Genomic DNA, 19,018 nt, shown 5'->3' with positions numbered 1-19,018 from the left:
CACAGTGTACCTAATAGTCGTCCCTGACTTCCCGTCAGGTCGTGATCTCGTGCCACAGTTTTTTCAGACGCTTCTCGGAGACCGGAGCTTTGGTGCCCAACTGCTGAGCAAACAGGGAGACCCGGTATTCTTCAAGCATCCAGCGCCAGTATTCCAGACGGTCATCCTGTCGCCCTTCCAGACGGTAGCGCTCGGCTCGCGTCCTGTATTGCTCAGTGAACTGCTGGAGTTCGTCTGTCCATACCCGGTCACGCTGCACCTGTGCCGGCAACTTGTCCAACCGCTGCTCGATTGCTGCGAAATAGCGTGGGTATTGCGTGAGCCACTCTGCCGGCACAGTACGCACGAAGCCCTTGAACACCAATCGCCCCAGCTGCTCGCGAATATCATTCATGGCGATAGCCCGGGACAGATCGATCTTGCCCTTGAGGCGCTTCTGCACGCTGTGCCAGGCTTTGAGAACAACCAGCACCTCGGCGGCGAGCTTCTCGGCCGTTGCCACGAAGTCGCCTCGCCCGGATTCAATACAGGCCTTAAGCTCATCGGGGCCACGCGGCAGGGGTGACCCGGCCGGCAGGCATACCCGGTCGATCGCTGCGAGCAGGACATCCTCGGTCAGTTGCTGTTGGTTACCAATGTCACGGTAATAGATAGCCGCTTCTTTCACTGCGCTGAGTTTCTGGCGAAGAAACTTGGCCTGCTCCGGCAGCGCCTGCAGAGTCAGACGCTGCAGGCCGAGACGGTGCGCCTGCTGCGCCTGGGCCGGGTTATCGAACAGCTGCTCGGTGACCGCATCCCCCTGCTCCACCCAGGCAGGCCAGAAGTCCACATCGATACCTGCCTGTCGCTGGCTTATCTTGATCGGCAGCTCAGCCTGGCCTGCCGGTGCAGAGGCCGGCGCGGCCGGAGCAGCGGTACTGACCGGGATCTGCCGATCCGCCAGGCGACCACTCAGCTGGGTGCACAGGGCACTGTAATCGCGACCCGAAGCCACCTCCTTACCTTCCGCGTCAACCACCTCAAGGCGCATCAGCAAATGATCCTCCAGGCTGATATCAGTCCAGACATCGTCCTCTAGACGCACCCCGGTCATACGCGTGAGTTCCCGGCCCAAGGCCTGGGTCAGCTTGCCCTCACCGAAAGGCATACGCTCCAGCGCAGCGCGCACGAAGTCCGGCACGGGTACAAAGTTCTTGCGCAATGCCTTGGGTAATCCGCGTACCAAGGCCACGCACTTGTCATACAGTAACCCGGGCACCAGCCAATCCAGACGCTCCTCAGGCAACTGACGCAGCAATGCCACAGGCACCCTCAAGGTCACCCCATCGGCCGGATGGCCGGGTTCGAAATGATAGCTGAGCGGCAAGGCGACCCGCTGCCAACGCAATGTGTCGGGATACTGTTCGGCACTGACCTCGTTGGCCTCACGCTGCAACAGGTCCTCGCGTGTCATGTGCAGGAGCTTGGGCTGCTCGTGACTGATGCGCTTGAGCCAGCGCTCGAAGCTGGCCAGCTGATAGATCTCCGCCGGGATGCGTTCATCAAAGAAGCGGAACAACGTTTCGTCATCAACCAGAATGTCACGCTTGCGCGCCTTGGCTTCAAGGGCATCCAGTTCTTCCAACATCGTCTTGTTGGCCTGGTTGAACGCCGCACGGCCATGCCACTGCCCTTCAACCAGTGCATGGCGGATGAACAGCTCACGGGACACCACCGGATCAATCGACCCGAAATGCACCTTGCGCCTCGGCACTATGATCATGCCGTACAGCGTGACCTGCTCGAAGGCCACCACTTGACCCCGTTTTTTCTCCCAGTGCGGCTCGCTGTGACTGGTCTTGGTCAGGTGTCCGGCCAGCGGTTCCACCCATAGCGGATCGATTTTCGCCACCAGCCGGCCATACAGCCGCCGGGTTTCAGTCAGTTCGGCAACCATCACCCAGACCGGCCGCTTCTTCGCCAGCGCCGAGGACGGATGCAACATGAATCGACGCTGGCGCGCCCCGAGATAGTCGCCCTCCTCGGTCTTGTTACCCAAGTGACTCAACAGGCCTGCCAGCAGGGCTTTGTGTACCGGATCAAAGCCGGCCGGCTCGAGGTTGATCTGCAACCCCAGATCGCGGCAGGTCAGCACCAGCTGGCGATGGGTTTCGCGCCATTCGCGCATACGCAGATAGTTAAGGAAATGTCGTCGGCACCAACTGCGCAGCTGATTCTGCGACAGCTCCTGACGTTGCTCCTCGAAACCACGCCATAGATTGACGAAGGCGGCAAAGTCCGATTGGTCATCACGCCACTGGGCATGCGCCTGATCTGCGGCCTGCTGGCGTTCAATAGGGCGTTCGCGCGGGTCCTGCACCGCCAGCGCACTGGCAATGAGTAATACTTCCTGCAGGCTGCCGAGCCTCGCGGCTTCGATCAGCATGCGGCCGATACGCGGGTCAACCGGCAGGCGGGCAAGCTGCCGGCCGATGTCGGTAATCTGCCCATCCCGCTCAACCGCACCCAGTTCCTGCAGCAGATTGAAGCCATCACTGATGGCGCGGCCATCCGGTGGCTCGATGAAAGGGAAATCCTCAATCCGTCCCAGCCGCAGATGCAACATCTGCAGAATCACCGCGGCCAGGTTGGTACGCAGGATTTCCGGATCGGTGAATTCCGAACGACCAATAAAATCCGCCTCGTCATACAGGCGCACACAGATGCCGGGCGCAACACGTCCACAGCGGCCCTTGCGTTGGTTGGCACTGGCCTGCGAGACCGGCTCGATAGGTAAACGCTGCACCTTGGAGCGCGGGCTGTAACGGCTGATGCGCACCTCACCGGGATCAATCACGTAGACGATGCCAGGCACTGTCAGGGAGGTCTCGGCCACGTTGGTCGCGAGGATCACCCGGCGCCCAGCATGGCTGGCGAAGATCTTCTGCTGCTCCGCCACCGATAGTCGCGCATACAGCGGTAGTATCTCGGTATGCCTCAGATTGGCCTTGCGCAGAAAATCAGCGGTATCGCGAATCTCTCGCTCACCGGGGAGAAACACCAGCGCATCGCCAGGGCTTTTACCGTTGGCGCGCTCATAGGCCTCCAGCTCGCGCAATGCGGCGACAATACCCTGATCGATGCTGAGGTCTTCCTCGACGCGGTTGCCCTCCTCGTCCACCTCCGCCGATAAGGGCCGGTACCAGACATCCACCGGAAAGGTACGACCGGAAACTTCGATGATAGGGGCATCATTGAAATGGGCGGAGAAGCGCTGCAGATCGATGGTCGCCGAGGTGATGATCACCTTCAGGTCCGGGCGCTGGGGCAGAATGGTCTTCAGGTAACCGAGCAGAAAATCGATATTCAGACTGCGTTCATGCGCCTCATCGATGATCAGCGTGTCATAGCGCGACAGCAATCGATCATTCTGGGTTTCCGCCAGCAGGATGCCGTCGGTCATCAGCTTGACCAAGGTGCGCTCATTGCTCTGGTCGGTGAAGCGCACCTGGAACCCCACCAGCTCGCCCAGCGGCGTGCCCAGTTCCTCGGCGACCCGACTGGCAACACTACGGGCAGCTAGCCGTCGCGGCTGCGTATGACCAATCAGGCCATGGGCGCCGCGCCCGAGCTCCAGGCAGATCTTCGGCAGCTGCGTAGTCTTGCCGGATCCGGTCTCACCAGCGATCACCACCACCTGACTGCCCGCGATGGCACGTTTGATTTCCTCGCGCTTGGCGGCAATCGGCAAGCTGTCGTCATAACGTACCTGCGGCACGCTGGCCCGTCGCGCCGCAACCCTGGCACAGGACTTCGACAGTCGCGCCAACCATTGATCCAGCCGCTCTGGTTCAGGCTGTTTGCCCAGCGCGCGCAACTGGCGCTGCAGGCGAGGCTGGTCGGCGGACATGGCTTGGTCGAGATTGGCTGCAAGGGTACGAAGATCGGTCATGCTTTCCTGTCTGTCTGAGGTGGGCCACGAAAAAGCCCCGGCCGGATAACCCGGGCGGGGCTTATTGTCGCAAAGAACCGAGGGCGGGTGTTATGCCGCGCCGAGTTTCTTCATTTCCTCGTCACGCAGCTCGCGCCGCAGGATCTTGCCTACGTTGGTGGTCGGCAGGCTGTCACGGAACTCGACTTCCTTCGGCACCTTGTACGCAGTCAGCTTCTCGCGCATGTGCGTTCTGACCTGCTCTGCGGTCAATTGTGCGCCCGGCTCCCGGACTACAAACACCTTGATTGTCTCACCGGAGTTCTCGTTGGGGATGCCAATGGCCGCGCATTGCAGCACGCCCGGTATCGCCGCCATGACATCTTCCAGCTCATTGGGGTACACATTGAAGCCGGACACCACGATCATGTCCTTCTTCCGGTCGACGATGCGCATATAGCCGTCTTCCTGGATGATGGCAATATCACCTGTCTGCAGCCAGCCGTCTGCACTGAGTATCTCGTCTGTGGCTTCCTGACGCTGCCAGTAGCCCTTCATCACCTGCGGGCCCTTGACGCACAACTCGCCCCGCTCGCCCAATGGCAATTCCTGACCCTCATCATCAATCACCTTGCACAGGGTCGAGGGTACCGGGATACCGATAGTGCCCAGCTGAATAGCGTTAGCCGGGTTCACCGACACCACCGGACTGGTTTCGGTCATGCCATAGCCTTCGGACACGTCGCAGCCGGTTACCTTGCTCCAACGCTCGGCCGTGGCCTGTTGCAGCGCCATGCCACCTGAGAGCGTCAGCTTCATGCTGCTGAAGTCCAGTTGGCGGAACTGCTCGTTGTTGCACAGTGCGGCAAACAGGGTGTTAAGACCGACAAAGGCGCTGAAGCGGAACTGTCCCATCTCCTTCACCGTCGCGGGAATATCCCGGGGGTTGGTGATCAGGATGTTGTGATTGCCGGTGACCATGACCGACATGCAATGAAAGGTGAATGCGTAGATGTGGTACAGCGGCAGCGGACAGATGATGGTTTCTTCACCGTCGTTCATGTTGTCCGGCATCATCACCTTGCATTGCAACATGTTGGCAATCAGGTTGCGGTGAGTCAGCATTGCGCCTTTGGCCACACCAGTGGTGCCACCGGTATATTGCAGCACTGCGGTGTCTTCGGCACTCGGATTGGCTTCACGGAAGCTGGCCTTGGCGCCGATCTTCATGGTCTGGGTAAAAGGCACCGAGCCCGGGATGGACCACGCAGGCACCATCTTCTTCACATACTTGACCACGGCATTCACCAGCACTCGCTTGAGCGGTGGCAACATATCCGCGACCTCGGTCACGATAACGTGTTTCACACCGGTCTTTGGTACAACTTCCTCAGCCAGATGCGCCATGTTGGCCAGGCAAACCAGTGCCTTGGCTCCGGAATCGTTGAACTGATGCTCCATTTCCCGCGCGGTATACAAAGGGTTGGTGTTGACCACCACATAGCCAGCGCGCATGGCGCCGAACACCACTACCGGATACTGCAGCACGTTGGGCAGCTGCACCGCGATACGATCACCCGGCTGCAGTCCAGCATGGTTCTGCAGGTAAGCCGCAAACTCGCCAGACAATTGGTACAGTTCACTATAGGTAATGGTCTTACCGAGATTGGTGAAAGCAGGCTTGTCAGCGAAGCGTTGACAGGATTCCTTCAGCACAGCCAGAACATTGGGGTATTGGTCAGGGTTGATCTCGGTAGGGATCCCCTCCGGATATTTGTCAGTCCAAAAACTCTCGTGCATGGATACCCCCTGTAATGCGTCCGGTTGCAATACCGCGCTGCTATTGTCTTTTAATTAAGGCAGAAATTCGTTTCGACCCTTCCGTGAATATTTCATCGATTCTGGTCGAAAAGTGGCCCGAAGCCTAACAGCTTTTTTCTGGCCAAGCCATAGATCAAGGGCTAATCCGGGCATGAAAAAAAGCAGGACGAGGAAGACAGAAACCGACTGATCAGTCAGCCGATTTCTGTGTTTTGAGAGTCAGCAATTACTCATCGCGTAATTCGCGACGCAATATCTTGCCAACCGGCGTCATGGGCAGCGACTTACGAATCTCGTAGTATTTAGGCACCTTGTAACCAGTGAAGTTTGATCGACAATAGGCTTTCAGCTCATCCACCGTCAGATCGGCAGCAGACGGCACCACAAACAGCTTCACCGCTTCACCGGATTTCTCATCCGGCACACCAATAACTGCCGCGTTGGCGACTTTGGGATGGGCTGCGACCACATCTTCGATTTCGTTCGGATACACGTTGAAACCAGATACGATGATCAGATCCTTGATGCGATCAACAATGCTGACAAAACCATCTTCATCGATAATGGCCACGTCACCGGTCTTGAACCAGCCATCCGCATCCATCGCCTCGACAGTGGCATCGGGCTGCTGCCAATAGCCTTTCATCACCTGAGGCCCCTTGACGCAGAGTTCACCTCGTTGACCCAGCGGCAGCTCATTGCCCTCTTCATCAATCACCTTCAGCGCGGTGCCGGGTACTGCCAGACCTACGCTGCCAAGTCTGGCAAGGCCGTCACCCGGACTGGAACAAACCACCGGCGAGCACTCGGTCAAACCATAGCCTTCGCCGATACCGCTACCGGTTTTGCTTTGCCAGCGCTCAGCGGTCGCCTTGACCAACGCCGTGCCGCCGGAGGTAGTGCTCTTCAATCGAGAGAAATCCAGCTCCTGGAACTCAGGGTGTTCCAGGAGCGCCACGAACAGCGTGTTGAGACCAACAATCGAGGAAAATTGCCATTTTTTCAGTTCTTTGATGAAACCGGGAATATCACGCGGGTTGCTGATCAACACGTTGTGATGCCCAGCCAGCAGCATGCACATGCAATTCACCGTGAACGCGAAAATGTGATACAGCGGCAGCGGCGCAATGATGACTTCTCCACCATCACCCATCAATCGCTGGCCATCCTTGTCGACCTGCTGCAGGTTGGCGTGTACCTGCAGCATGTTGGCCACCAGGTTACCGTGCGTCAGCATGGCGCCCTTGGCTAAACCGGTGGTACCGCCGGTGTACTGCAACACGGCGATATCATCCAGAGTGCGCGACACAGGCAGGGGCACGGCATCCCGGCAACGCGCCAGTGCGCTCTTGAATGACACCGCTTGGGGCAACCGGTAGGCCGGTACCATTTTCTTCACATGCTTGACGGCCGCATTGATCAACAATCCCTTGATGGGAGGCAGCATGTCGCCCATGCGCGCCTCGAACAGGTACTTGATATCGGTGTCCGGAAGCACTTCCTGCACCAGATGGCCGAACAGGTTCATGTAGATCAACGCGCGCGCACCTGAATCGCTGAACTGGTGACGCATTTCCCGCGCGGTGTACAAGGGGTTGGTATTGACGACAACCAGGCCAGCGCGCATGGCGCCGAATACGGCGATGGGAAACTGCAGTACGTTGGGCATCTGAATAGCGATACGATCACCGGGTTTCAGATCAGTGTAGTTCTGGATGTAGCTGGCAAATGCCGCCGAATAACGCTCAAGCTCCCCGTAACTCAGGGTTACGCCCATATTGGTGAATGCAGGATTATCGGCATGTTGTGCACAGGACGATTCAAACACGTCAATGATTGAATTGAACTGGCTCAAGTCGATATCGTGGGGAACCCCCGGTGGGCGTTTGTCGTTCCAGAACGTTGCTTCCATTTGATCCTTCTCTCCCGTTGGAATCGCCAGGTGCCGGGCATTGCATCAACAGACCCCAGACACTTGCGCTGTTATTATTCATGAGGTACCAGCGTACTGAGCAAAACTACCAGTAATGCCGAAAAACACAAAACACGGTTCTGTTTCATCACTTGTCTGAATACGGTTGCATGCCGGGTTCAGACGCTATCGGAGTCAGCCAATGTCCATGCTAGAAAGCCGCACCTACGAAGAAGTCAATATAGGTGACACCGCCAGTGTCAGCCATACCGTATCCGAGCGCGATCTGGTTCTGTTTGCCACTGTATCAGGCGACGTGAATCCGGTTCACCTCGACCAGCAGTTCGCCGAAACCACCCCTTTCAAGGGTCGCATCGCCCATGGCATGCTGTCGGGCGCCTTGATTTCCGCAGCCATCGCCTGCGAACTGCCGGGGCCGGGAACCATCTATATCGGCCAGGAGTTGAGCTTCCTGCGTCCGGTGCGCCTTGGCGACGAAATCCGCATTGAATTGGAAGTGCTGGAAAAGCTGCCGAAAAACCGGCTGAAGATAGCCACACGGGTAATCAATCAGGATGGCAAGAAGGTAGTGGATGGCGCAGCGACTGTGATGGCGCCGACCGAGAAGGTACGCCTGGAAAGGATACAACTGCCTGAGGTCAGCTACTGAGCTTTGCCTCAAACGACAAGGCCGCCATCAATAGATGGCGGCCTTGTCAATCAAACAGACAGCGGTTCAGATACGGCGTTTAGCCTCGGTTGCCAGATCCTCTGCACTACGATTGCGTGTACGTATCCAACTGGCAGCGATGGCAATGATCAGAACCAGCCCGACCACACCCAGCATTGGATAGACGGTACCGACCAGCTTGGTGAAGCCAACTTGGCTCAGGCCCAACCCCACTACCGCAAACACCGCGCTCAACGCCTTGAAACGACTGGTTTCGGGGGCCGCAAAGCGTGCGCTGAAGGCGAAGAACATGCCAACCGCGGTACTGTAGATCATGCAGACCAGAGCGATGGACAGCAGCACAGCCAACCAGGGGTGAATATTCTGCGCCAGCATCAGGGTCGGGATCTCAACACCTTGTAGCTTGTCCAGGTTCGAAAACAGGCCGATGTTCAACAGAATGATCAGAAAGCCCAGACCCAGACCGCCGGCCACGCCGCCCCGTCCCGCTGCTTTGGGCGATTGGGTCAATCCGCCAATAACCGCCAACATGGGAAAGCCCACCGCGATATTGAAAGAAGCATAGAGCAAACCACTCAAAGCCCAGTGCGGCACATCTGCACCCAGGAACGTGATCACTGTCACTTCTGTCGCCACCTGACTCAGCTCCTCGACGGAAGCTGTGCTGGTATAGATGGAATACACCATGATGGCCAGCACCAGAACCAACAGGAACGGCATGACGACACTGATCAGGTTGATGATGCCTCTGACGTTCAGACAAAGCGTGCCGATCACCAAGGCGGTCATGAGGATGGAGCCGACCAAGGGGGCCAGCCCAAACTGTTGAGCAAGGGTCGAGCCGGCACCAGCAAGCATGACCACACCCACACCGTACAGGAAGAATGAAAGAATCAGGTCAACCACCAGGCCAGCCTGCTTTCCGAACATTATATAGAGCACCTGCTTGTGCGAGGCAGCCTGCATCACCGAACTGATGCGGGCAATCTGCATGCCCAAAAAGGCAAACAGCACGGCACTGATCACCGACCCAGCTATGCCGGCGAGGCCATAACCACTGAAGAATTGCAGGACTTCATTACCCGAGGCAAAGCCACCACCAATAACTACCGACATGTAGGCCAGGGCAATCTGCAAAGAGTGTTTGTTCATTTTTAAGCTCTACTTTTTAATTTTATCGTTATAGTCGCGCTGCGTCTTACTGTTCAGCTACAGCAGCAATAACTGACATTTCCACCAGGATATCCGATTCGCACATCCCGGCCTCTACAGTGGCTCGTGCCGGGGCAACACCCGCGGACAGCCAGCGATCCCACACGGCATTCATGCCGGCGAAATCGCGTTCGATATCTTTCAGGTAAATGGTTACCGAAAGAATATGCTCTTTATTACTGCCCGCATCAACGAGCAGCCGTTCAATCTCCTGCAGGGTCTCCAGCGTCTGCTGTTCAATGCCCGCCTCCATGCTCTCTCCCACCTGCCCCGCCAGATAGACGGTATCTCGGTGGATGACAGCCTGACTCATACGGTTATCAGTACTCAGTCGCCGAATGTGCATGCGTGTTCACCTATTTGCTGTCGCCATAGCGGGATATATCAAAACCAGCGATGCTGATGGCCGAGGTCTTCTGCGCCATTATATCTGCTAACAGACGCGCCGAGCCGCAGGACATGGTCCAACCCAGGGTGCCGTGACCGGTGTTGAGGAACAGATTTCGATAGCGAGTCTTGCCGATGATTGGCGTGCCATCCGGGGTTGCCGGGCGCAGACCGGTCCACAGGTCGATGGTGGATGTATCACTTCCTTCCGGGAACAGATCCTCGACAATCATCTTCAGTGTCTGCCCTTTGCGCGGATCGATCTTCAGATCATAGCCGCGAATTTCCGCCATGCCACCAACACGGATGCGGTTGTCAAAACGGGTGATCGCCACCTTGTAGGTTTCATCCAGCATGGTGGAAACCGGTGCCATGTCCGGATTGGTGATCGGCACTGTGATGGAGTAGCCCTTGAGCGGATAGATCGGCGCAGTGATACCCAGTGGCGCCAGCATGTGCGGACTGAAACTGCCCAGCGCCAATACATAGCTGTCGGCGGTTTCCAGTTTGCCATCGATCCAGACGCCATTGAGACGATCACCGGCGTAGTCCAGGCGTTCGATATTCTGATTGAAGCGGAACTCGACGCCCAGCTCCCGCGCCATCTCGGCGATCCGGCGAGTGAACATCAGACAGTCACCGGTCTGGTCATTGGGCAGACGCAGCCCACCGGTCAGCTTGTGCGCGACCTTGGCCAGCGCCGGCTCGGCAGTAGCCAGTGTATTGCGGTCCAGCAATTCGTACGGAACCCCCATCTGTTCCAGCACCGCAATATCCTTGGCCGCACCGTCCAGTTGCGCCTGCGTGCGGAACAACTGGGTGGTTCCACGCTGGCGACCTTCATACTCGATGCCGGTCTCGATACGCAGCTCATCCAGGCAGTCACGGCTGTATTCGGACAGACGTACCATGCGCTCCTTGTTCACGGCATAACGTGCAGCGGTGCAATTGCGCAGCATGCGCGCCATGAACAGATACTGATTGATATCGGCTGTCGGCTTGATGCTCAGCGGGGCATGCTTCTGCATCATCCACTTGATGGCCTTCAGCGGCACACCCGGCGCTGCCCAAGGTGACGCGTAACCAGGAGATATCTGACCGGCGTTGGCGTGACTGGTCTCTTCAGCCACATCAGGCTGACGATCGATCACAGTAACTTCAAACCCCTCCCTGGCCAGATAATAAGCACTGGTGGTGCCGACAACACCACTACCAAGAACCAGAACACGCATGATGAAACCCCTCGCCACTGATGAGCCAATCGCTTTGGCCCCGGATTATAGGAGAGCATTACCAGTTGAATTCACTATTTAATCCGCTATATTCAGCGGTAATTTCCGTTCAACTAGCCAAAGGTCTAATACATCCTCATGAGAACCAAACACCGCGCCCAAAGAGAGCTCGACCGTATCGATCGGCAGATCTTGCGAGAGCTGCAAGAGGAAGGTCGACTGGCCTTCACTGAGCTGGGCGAGCGAGTCGGATTATCCACGACACCCTGCACAGAACGCGTCCGCCGCCTCGAGCGCGAGGGGGTGATCATGGGCTACAGTGCCCGCCTCAACCCTGAACACCTGCAAGCAGGTCTGCTGGTTTTCGTCGAAATCAACCTGTCCTACAAGTCCGGTGACATCTTCGAGGAATTCCGCCGCGCGGTACTCAAATTGCCCCATGTGCTGGAATGTCATCTGGTATCAGGTGATTTCGATTACCTGATCAAGGCGCGCATCAACGAGATGGCCTCGTACCGCAAGCTGCTCGGCGACATCCTGCTCAAGCTGCCCCACGTGCGCGAATCGAAAAGCTATATCGTCATGGAAGAAGTGAAGGAATCACTGACGCTGCCGGTACCGGAGCAATAGGATCGTTGCCTTATGGCAGCGACCCTATGACGGAAGACGTATATAAAGGAAGGAATGTTCAGCGCGGCGATTGCTCGATGATGCCCTGCTCCTTGAGCGCCGTCAGCTGCTCGTCAGTCAGATCTAGCCGCGCACGCAATACCTCATCGGTGTCCTGACCCAGCATCGGTGCCGGCCCGCGATACTCGACCGGGGAACCCGACAGCTTGATCGGACTGCCTACCATGGTGAACGCGGGATTGAGCGGGTGCGGCAGATTGACCAGCATGTCACGCGCCTGAACCTGTGGCTCTTCCAATGCCTGAGCAATATTATTGATGGCGCCTACCGGCACCTTCACCGCGTGAATCTTGCTCACCCACTCATCAGCGGTCGCACCGAGAAAATGCGCGGCCAGAATCTCGATTATCTCTTCACGATTTTTCACTCGGTCCGCATTACGGGAAAAGCGCGAGTCGCTCGGCAGCTCGGGCAGATCTATGGCATTACATAGCGCCACAAATTGAGTGTCGTTGCCACAGGCAATAATGAAATCACGATCAGCTGCGTGGAACACCTGGTACGGCACTATGTTGGCATGGGCGTTGCCATAGCGCCCCGGCACTTTACCGGATGCCAGATAGTTCAAGCTTTGATTGGCCAGAGTCGCCACCTGGACATCCAGCAGTGCCATATCACAATGCTGACCGCGTCCGGTCTTCTCCCGGTTGATCAATGCCGCCTGGATGGCGATGGTGGAATACAGCCCGGTCATCAGATCAGAAAAGGCCACTCCGGTTTTCTGTGGCCCGCCACCGGGCAGGTCGTCGCGCTCGCCAGTAATGCTCATCAACCCACCCAGCCCCTGGATGATGAAATCGTAGCCCGGCTCTGCAGCACGCGGCCCGGTCTGGCCGAAGCCGGTGATGGAGCAGTACACCAGACGCGGATTGATCTCTGCCAGGGTCGCATAATCCAATCCGTACTTCTCGAGTGAACCGGCCTTGTAGTTCTCGATCAGCACGTCGCAATCAGCCACCAGTGCCCTCACCAACTCCTGGCCTTCGGCACTGGCCAGGTTGATCGCCACCGACAGCTTGCCGCGATTGGCCGATTGGTAATACGAAGTTTCAGCAGTCCATTCGCCTTCGGGGTTCTTCATCCAGGGCGGCCCCCAGCCACGGGTGTCATCGCCGCTCTCGGGGCGCTCGACTTTGATCACTTCAGCTCCCAGATCAGCCAGGGTCTGGCCACACCATGGCCCAGCCAGCACTCGGCTCAAATCCAATACCCGTATTCCAGTCAGCGCACCCATTCAATTTTCCCGTTGCCATGAAGCGACCCAAAAGCAGCTTCGTTCCCAGCGACCCCGCAGCAGGTTGCGGGCTTGATTGTTCTATTCGATCCAGACTCTAGCATTGCGCAGCGGCAAACGGCTCCGCTCTTGAAGCATGGTTTCACTACCAGCCGCTTGTGAACTGCCAAGGGCTGCAGATTGAATCATGTTCCGCTATGCAGTATAAGATTTCATATTACGAGATAATCATAGTTACGGTAGAAGGCTGAGTAAAGTAGCCAGACCATAGTACGTCTAAAACAAGATATTGTGGCGTTATCAGATGGTTATTCTCTTTATAGAAAAACCGATCAATGTTTCGCACTGCAGTACTTGGTTTTGTTTTGTTGATATTTAATGAAAACTGGAGATACCATGCGCACCAATCTGAACCAGCCAAAAGGCAGTTCGAGTGACCAGATACTCGACCCAGACACATTCGATGCGCAGATGCTCGATCCGATGAGTGCGTTCGAGGATGCTCCCAAGGACCGTCATTTCGTCACGGCGCTGGCGCGGGGAGTAGAGATTCTGCGGTGTTTTTCGCCGCGGGAAACCATGCTGGGCAACCAGGATCTGGCCAGCAAGACCGGCTTGCCCAAGGCAACCGTAACGCGGCTGACCCATACGCTGACCCGGCTGGGCTGTCTGAAGCGGCAAGCACAGACCGGCAAGTATCAGCTGGATGTCGGGGTGATGGGCTTTGGTTATGCACTGTTATCGAATCTGTCGGTGCGCGCCACCTGTCATCCGTTGATGGAAGCCATGGCCGCCTATGCTCAGGCGTCAGTGGCCATGGCTGCCAGGGATAGGTTGCAGATGGTTTATCTGGATGTGGCCTACGGCAAGGCCAACATGAGCACCCGGCGCCACATAGGCACCTACCTGCCCATGCATTTGACATCCATGGGCCGAGCCTGCCTGGCGGCGATGCCGGAGAGTGAACGGGATTTCATTCTTAACCATCTGCGTGCGACGCATCAGGACGACTGGCCGATGATTCGCAGAGGGATGGAAAGAGCATTCAGGGATTACGCCGACTTCGGCTATTGCATGTCGATTGGGGAATGGCAGCGGGATATCAATTCCGCTGCGGTGCCCATGGTGCATCCACAACACGGCTTGCTCGCATTCAACTGCGGCGGCCCGAGCTTTCATCTCCCGCGAGAGAAGCTCGAAGACGACATCGGACCGCGTCTGGTGAACATGGTAAACAACATAGAAGCTGCCACCCGCTGACGTAGGTCCGGGTGATGGATCTATGTACAACTGGCCTGCCTGGCGGGCTACTCAGGAGAGCATATGATTCGTGATCCGGAAACACTGCAGATTCTGCTGGATTCCATCCATCAGTTTGTCAGTCAGGAATTGATCCCCCGGGAACATGAGGTCGCCGAAAGCGACAACGTTCCCGCGGACATCGTCGAGCAGATGAAGGAAATGGGCCTGTTCGGTCTGACCATTCCCGAGGAATACGACGGTTTGGGCGTGACCATGGAAGAAGAGGTGAACATCGCCTTCGAGCTGGGTCGCACCTCCCCCGCCTTCCGCTCCTACATCGGCACGAACAATGGCATCGGCTCCATCGGCATCCTGCTCGATGGCACCGAAGAGCAGAAAGCCCACTATCTGCCGAAGCTGGCCGCTGGTGAGTATCTCAGCTCCTTCTGCCTGACCGAGCCCGACTCCGGTTCCGATGCCGCGTCACTGAAGACCACCGCTGTACGCGATGATGATTTCTATGTGATCAATGGCACCAAGCGCTTCATCACCAACGCTCCCCATGCTGGTATCTTCACCGTGATGGCCCGCACCAGTTCCGAAATCAAGGGCGCAGGCGGCATCAGCTCCTTTATCGTCGAACGCGGTACACCAGGTCTGAGCATCGGCAAGCCTGATCAGAAGATGGGCCAGAAAGGTGCGCATACCGCTGATGTGATCTTCGAGAATGTCCGCGTACCGGCTGACAATCTGATCGGTGGCAAGGAAGGCGTCGGCTTCAAGACCGCCATGAAGGTGCTCGACAAGGGCCGCCTGCACATTGCTGCTCTGGCCGTCGGCGCCGCCGAACGCATGCTGGCGGATTCACTGCAATATGCCGTGGAGCGCAAGCAATTCGGTCAGCGTATCGCCGACTTCCAGCTGATCCAGGCCATGCTCGCTGACAGCAAGGCAGAGATCTACGCTGCTCGCTGCATGGTGCTGGATGCTGCCCGCAAGCGCGACGAGGGACTGAACATCAGTACCGAAGCCTCCTGCGCCAAGATGTTCTCCACCGAAATGTGCGGCCGCGTCGCCGACCGGGGCGTGCAGATTCATGGTGGTGCCGGTTACATCAGCGAGTACGCCATCGAGCGTTTCTACCGCGACGTGCGTCTATTCCGCCTGTATGAAGGCACCACGCAGATCCAACAGGTGATCATCGCCCGCAACATGATTCGTGAAGTCCAGGGCTGAGCTGCTCGACAACATCAAGCAACCGCAACAGCATGAAAGCGCTTACAAGATGATTTTCGGCGATCCGCGTGCGCGCAGCATGTTCATCTTCTGGTGCCTGACCGCAGGCTTCCTGCAGTTCGGCTACTACGGTGTGAACAACTAGCTGCCGGCCTACCTGGAAACCGAGCTGGCCATGAATTTCAAGTCCATGACAGCCTATCTTGTGGGCACCTATACCGCGATGATTCTGGGCAAGGTGCTGGCCGGCATGGCCGCTGATCGTTTCGGTCGCCGCATCGTCTATGCCTTCGGTGCGCTGGGTACTGCCCTGTTCCTGCCGGTCATTGTGCTGTTCCACAGCCCGGAGCACATTCTGTGGATGCTGGTGGTATTCGGCTTCCTGTATGGCATCCCCTACGGTGTCAACGCCACCTACATGACCGAGAGCTTCGCCGCGCAATACCGCGGTACTGCCGTCGGCGGGGCGTACAACATCGGTCGCATCGGTGCTGCCATTGCACCCGCTGCCATCGGTTTCCTGGCGACGCAGTATTCCATCGGCCTGGGCTTTCTGGTGATGGGCGCCGCCTACTTCATCTGTGGCGTCATTCCTACCTTGTTCATCAAGGACAAACAGTACGACCCGCAGAGTCAGTAACAGTAAGCTGCAATAGCAATAAAAAACCGGAGCCTGGCTCCGGTTTTTTATTCACCCCTTCCCTATTGGAACTGCAGTACACCATCATCCAGCTTGCCAAACTGAATCACGTACTTGTCCGCGAGATAGTTCTGGCTTACCTGCCAGCACGCCTGATCGCCCTGTTTAGGCAATACCCCTGCCGCGCGCTGCACATAGCCCGAGGTGAAATTCAGAAACGGCAGCTCCGTCACCATAGGGTCACGCCGGGCCAACACCGTGTGAGCGCCCTTCTGGTCCATGTAGCGCAATAGCCGGGCCAGATAGTTGGCCGTCAGCTCTGCTTTCAGGGTCCAGGATGCATTGGTGTAGCCGAAAGTGAGCACCAGATTCGGCACATCGCTGAGCATCATGCCCTTGTACGCCATGCAATCAGCCGGATTGATGATCTGGCCGTCCACCTTGAGCTGCGCGTCACCGAAACTGTTCAGCTTCAATCCCGTCGCGGTCACGATGATGTCCGCCTCCAGCTCCTGTCCGGAACTGAGGCGGATGCCGTAGGCGGTAAAGCTTTCGATGGTATCGGTAATGATGTCGATCTCTCCGGCGCGCAACATCTCGAAGAGGTCACCGTCCGGTATGGCACATACCCGCTGGTCCCATGGATTGTAGCTGGGCGAGAAGTGCCTGATGTCGATCGCTGGCCCAAGCTGACGCCGCGCCAGGTGCAGTAGATAGCGGCGCGCTCGCTCGGGTTTCTGGCGAGCAACCCGATAGAAGTACTGGCCCAGCAATATATTCTTCCAGCGGGTCAGGTGGTAGGCCAGCGGCAGGGGTAACCAACGTTGCAAGCGCTGGGCAATCCGGTCCACCAATGGCCGTGAGACCACATAGCTGGGTGAGCGTTGCAGCATGGTCACCTGCGCGCCCTGCTCGGCCAACGCCGGCACCAGGGTTACCGCCGTGGCGCCGCTCCCGATAAGCACCACGCGCTTACCCCGGCAATCCAGATCTTCCGGCCAGAACTGCGGATGGATGATCTGCCCGGTAAAGTCCGCCTCGTTCGGAAACTCAGGACGGTAGCCCTCGTCGTAGCTGTAATACCCCGAGCAGAAGGACATGAAGCGCGCCTGCAACTGCTCATCGTGCTCGCTACCAACCGCATCGGCTACCCGGACCACCACCGTCCACAACGCCTGCTCACTGCACCAACTGGCGGAGATCACCTGATGGCCGAAGCGGATGTTATGGGTGATGCCCGCCTCGTCAGCGATCTCCTCGATATAGCGCTTGATATCCGGCCCATCGGCAATCGCCTTGCGCCCGACCCAGGGCTTATAGCTGTAACCCAGGGTATACATATCCGAGTCCGAGCGAATACCCGGATAACGGAACAGATCCCAGGTGCCACCAATGGCCTGTCGCCGTTCGAGAATCAGATAGCGCTTGTCCGGACACTTGTCGGCTAGCGCCCGAGCCGCGCCGATACCGGAGAGGCCGGCGCCAATGATCAGTACATCCAGCGGTGTCGACCCGAATTGTTCTTGTTGGTTTTGCATGCCTGCCATCCCTGAAACCAATGGATAACCATACTATCGACAAAAAAAAAGCCCCGGTAGATTACTCTACCGGGGCTTCTCGACTACTGGTCGGATATCAGACCCGTTCGAAAACGGTTGTGATGCCCTGACCCAGACCGATACACATGGTCGACATGCCAATGGTGCCACCGTTCTGCTTCATCACGTTCAGCAGGGTGCCGGAGATACGTGCACCGGAACAGCCGAACGGGTGACCCAGAGCGATGGCGCCGCCGTGCAGGTTGACCTTCTGGTCCATCTGGTCCAGCAGCTTCAGATCCTTCAACACAGGCAGTGCCTGGGCAGCGAAGGCTTCGTTCAGCTCGACATGGTCGATGTCAGCGATGCTCAGACCAGCACGTTTGAGCGCTTTCTTGGTAGCCGGGACCGGGCCATAGCCCATGATCGACGGATCACAACCAGCCACTGCCATGGAACGGATCACCGCCAACGGCTCCAGACCCAGCGCCTTGGCACGTTCGGCAGACATGACGATCATGCAGGAAGCACCGTCAGTGATCTGCGAAGACGTACCGGCAGTCACAGTACCCCCCTTGGGGTTGAATGCCGGACGCAGTGCGGCCAGACTTTCCAGAGTAGTTTCCGGACGGATGGTTTCATCCTCGGTGAACACACGCAGGAAGCCGTTCTCGTCGTGACCTTCCATCGGGATGATTTCATCCTTGAAGTTGCCTTCGACGGTCGCCTTGTGCGCCAGCTGATGCGAACGCACACCGAACTGGTCCTGCTGCTCACGGGTAATGCCATGCATCTTGCCCAGCATTTCCGCAGTCAGACCCATCATGCCCGCCGCCTTGGCCGCATACAGGGACAACGCCGGGTTCGGATCAACACCGTGCATCATGCTGACGTGGCCCATGTGCTCGACACCACCGATGACGAACACATCACCGTTGCCGGTCATGATCGCCTGGGCGGCAGTGTGCAGCGCGCTCATGGACGAACCACACAGACGGCTGACCGTCTGCGCAGCAGCAGTGTGCGGGATCGGTGTCATCAGCGACGCCATGCGGGCGATGTTCCAGCCCTGCTCCAGGGTCTGGTTGACGCAGCCCCAGATGACATCTTCCACTTCTGCGGGGTCGATTTTCGGGTTGCGTTCCAGCACACCGGTAATCAACTTGGCAGACATGGTCTCGGCACGGACATTGCGGTACATACCACCCTTGGATCGGCCCATCGGGGTCCGGCCGAAGTCGACAATAACAACGTCTCTCGGATTGAGGCTCAT

General features: G+C 57.6%; 13 protein-coding genes and 1 pseudogene. 5 read left to right on the top strand and 9 right to left on the bottom strand.

What is annotated here, in order from left to right; translation table 11 throughout:
* Positions 1-34: 34 nt before the first annotated feature.
* The 3 genes from hrpA to INT39_RS18310 form a co-directional block, all read right to left on the bottom strand.
* Positions 35-3,931, bottom strand: coding sequence for an ATP-dependent RNA helicase HrpA (hrpA, locus tag INT39_RS18320; protein WP_193075446.1), 3,897 nt, complete (start codon positions 3,929-3,931; stop codon positions 35-37).
* Between the two features lie 90 nt (positions 3,932-4,021).
* Positions 4,022-5,710 (bottom strand): long-chain-fatty-acid--CoA ligase FadD1, encoded by a 1,689-nt coding sequence (gene fadD1, locus INT39_RS18315; protein ID WP_193075445.1) that lies wholly within the window; start codon positions 5,708-5,710, stop codon positions 4,022-4,024.
* A 247-nt stretch (positions 5,711-5,957) separates the two neighbouring features.
* Positions 5,958-7,643 carry a long-chain-fatty-acid--CoA ligase gene (locus INT39_RS18310; RefSeq protein WP_193075444.1) on the bottom strand — a complete coding sequence of 562 codons (1,686 nt, stop codon included), beginning with the start codon at positions 7,641-7,643 and terminating at the stop codon, positions 5,958-5,960.
* A gap of 202 nt (positions 7,644-7,845) precedes the next feature.
* On the opposite strand from INT39_RS18310, the gene INT39_RS18305 reads away from it, so the two are divergent.
* Positions 7,846-8,313: a MaoC/PaaZ C-terminal domain-containing protein gene (locus INT39_RS18305; RefSeq protein ID WP_193075443.1), complete on the top strand. Its 468-nt coding sequence runs from the start codon at positions 7,846-7,848 to the stop codon at positions 8,311-8,313.
* A 66-nt stretch (positions 8,314-8,379) separates the two neighbouring features.
* On the opposite strand, the gene INT39_RS18300 is transcribed toward INT39_RS18305, so the two are convergent.
* The 3 genes from INT39_RS18300 to INT39_RS18290 are packed head-to-tail and all read right to left on the bottom strand — an operon-like array spanning position 8,380 to position 11,165.
* Positions 8,380-9,486, bottom strand: coding sequence for a hypothetical protein (locus tag INT39_RS18300; RefSeq protein ID WP_193075442.1), 1,107 nt, complete (start codon positions 9,484-9,486; stop codon positions 8,380-8,382).
* A gap of 46 nt (positions 9,487-9,532) precedes the next feature.
* Positions 9,533-9,892, bottom strand: a complete 360-nt coding sequence (locus tag INT39_RS18295) for a RidA family protein (protein ID WP_193075441.1) — start codon at positions 9,890-9,892, stop codon at positions 9,533-9,535.
* A 10-nt stretch (positions 9,893-9,902) separates the two neighbouring features.
* A complete protein-coding gene (locus INT39_RS18290; protein WP_193075440.1) occupies positions 9,903-11,165 on the bottom strand; it encodes a D-amino acid dehydrogenase in 1,263 nt (420 codons plus the stop codon).
* 138 nt (positions 11,166-11,303) lie between these two features.
* Between INT39_RS18290 and INT39_RS18285 the strand changes: the two genes are divergently transcribed.
* Complete coding sequence (locus INT39_RS18285) at positions 11,304-11,795, top strand: Lrp/AsnC ligand binding domain-containing protein (RefSeq protein WP_193075439.1); 492 nt, start codon at positions 11,304-11,306, stop codon at positions 11,793-11,795.
* A gap of 58 nt (positions 11,796-11,853) precedes the next feature.
* On the opposite strand, the gene INT39_RS18280 is transcribed toward INT39_RS18285, so the two are convergent.
* Entirely contained in the window at positions 11,854-13,089 is a 1,236-nt protein-coding gene (locus tag INT39_RS18280) for a CaiB/BaiF CoA transferase family protein (protein WP_193075438.1), read from the bottom strand.
* Positions 13,090-13,485: 396 nt separating this feature from the next.
* On the opposite strand from INT39_RS18280, the gene INT39_RS18275 reads away from it, so the two are divergent.
* From INT39_RS18275 to INT39_RS18265, 3 genes and pseudogenes are all read left to right on the top strand, one after another.
* Positions 13,486-14,349, top strand: a complete 864-nt coding sequence (locus INT39_RS18275) for an IclR family transcriptional regulator (RefSeq protein WP_193075437.1) — start codon at positions 13,486-13,488, stop codon at positions 14,347-14,349.
* Positions 14,350-14,412: 63 nt separating this feature from the next.
* Positions 14,413-15,567, top strand: coding sequence for an acyl-CoA dehydrogenase family protein (locus INT39_RS18270; RefSeq protein WP_193075436.1), 1,155 nt, complete (start codon positions 14,413-14,415; stop codon positions 15,565-15,567).
* Between the two features lie 37 nt (positions 15,568-15,604).
* A pseudogene (locus INT39_RS18265) lies at positions 15,605-16,207 on the top strand (MFS transporter); the annotation flags it as partial.
* Positions 16,208-16,269: 62 nt separating this feature from the next.
* On the opposite strand, the gene INT39_RS18260 reads toward INT39_RS18265, so the two are convergent.
* Both INT39_RS18260 and fadA read right to left on the bottom strand, forming a co-directional pair.
* The gene (locus INT39_RS18260; protein ID WP_193075435.1) at positions 16,270-17,745 is read right to left on the bottom strand and encodes a flavin-containing monooxygenase; all 1,476 of its coding nucleotides are present in this window, start codon (positions 17,743-17,745) and stop codon (positions 16,270-16,272) included.
* A gap of 97 nt (positions 17,746-17,842) precedes the next feature.
* Positions 17,843-19,018, bottom strand: coding sequence for an acetyl-CoA C-acyltransferase FadA (gene fadA, locus INT39_RS18255; RefSeq protein WP_193075434.1), 1,176 nt, complete (start codon positions 19,016-19,018; stop codon positions 17,843-17,845).

This window comes from Pseudomonas sp. FME51 (assembly GCF_014897305.1).
Note: the sequence above shows the minus strand (reverse complement) of the source record. Positions and strands in the feature narration are given on the sequence as shown.

What these genes read in the sequence shown, in the direction of transcription:
- hrpA (WP_193075446.1), bottom strand. Translation starts at nt 3,931, where the DNA reads ATGACCGATCTTCGTACCCTTGCAGCCAATCTCGACCAAGCCATGTCC.
- fadD1 (WP_193075445.1), bottom strand. Translation starts at nt 5,710, where the DNA reads ATGCACGAGAGTTTTTGGACTGACAAATATCCGGAGGGGATCCCTACC.
- INT39_RS18310 (WP_193075444.1), bottom strand. Translation starts at nt 7,643, where the DNA reads ATGGAAGCAACGTTCTGGAACGACAAACGCCCACCGGGGGTTCCCCAC.
- INT39_RS18305 (WP_193075443.1), top strand. Translation starts at nt 7,846, where the DNA reads ATGTCCATGCTAGAAAGCCGCACCTACGAAGAAGTCAATATAGGTGAC.
- INT39_RS18300 (WP_193075442.1), bottom strand. Translation starts at nt 9,486, where the DNA reads ATGAACAAACACTCTTTGCAGATTGCCCTGGCCTACATGTCGGTAGTT.
- INT39_RS18295 (WP_193075441.1), bottom strand. Translation starts at nt 9,892, where the DNA reads ATGCACATTCGGCGACTGAGTACTGATAACCGTATGAGTCAGGCTGTC.
- INT39_RS18290 (WP_193075440.1), bottom strand. Translation starts at nt 11,165, where the DNA reads ATGCGTGTTCTGGTTCTTGGTAGTGGTGTTGTCGGCACCACCAGTGCT.
- INT39_RS18285 (WP_193075439.1), top strand. Translation starts at nt 11,304, where the DNA reads ATGAGAACCAAACACCGCGCCCAAAGAGAGCTCGACCGTATCGATCGG.
- INT39_RS18280 (WP_193075438.1), bottom strand. Translation starts at nt 13,089, where the DNA reads ATGGGTGCGCTGACTGGAATACGGGTATTGGATTTGAGCCGAGTGCTG.
- INT39_RS18275 (WP_193075437.1), top strand. Translation starts at nt 13,486, where the DNA reads ATGCGCACCAATCTGAACCAGCCAAAAGGCAGTTCGAGTGACCAGATA.
- INT39_RS18270 (WP_193075436.1), top strand. Translation starts at nt 14,413, where the DNA reads ATGATTCGTGATCCGGAAACACTGCAGATTCTGCTGGATTCCATCCAT.
- INT39_RS18260 (WP_193075435.1), bottom strand. Translation starts at nt 17,745, where the DNA reads ATGCAAAACCAACAAGAACAATTCGGGTCGACACCGCTGGATGTACTG.
- fadA (WP_193075434.1), bottom strand. Translation starts at nt 19,018, where the DNA reads ATGAGCCTCAATCCGAGAGACGTTGTTATTGTCGACTTCGGCCGGACC.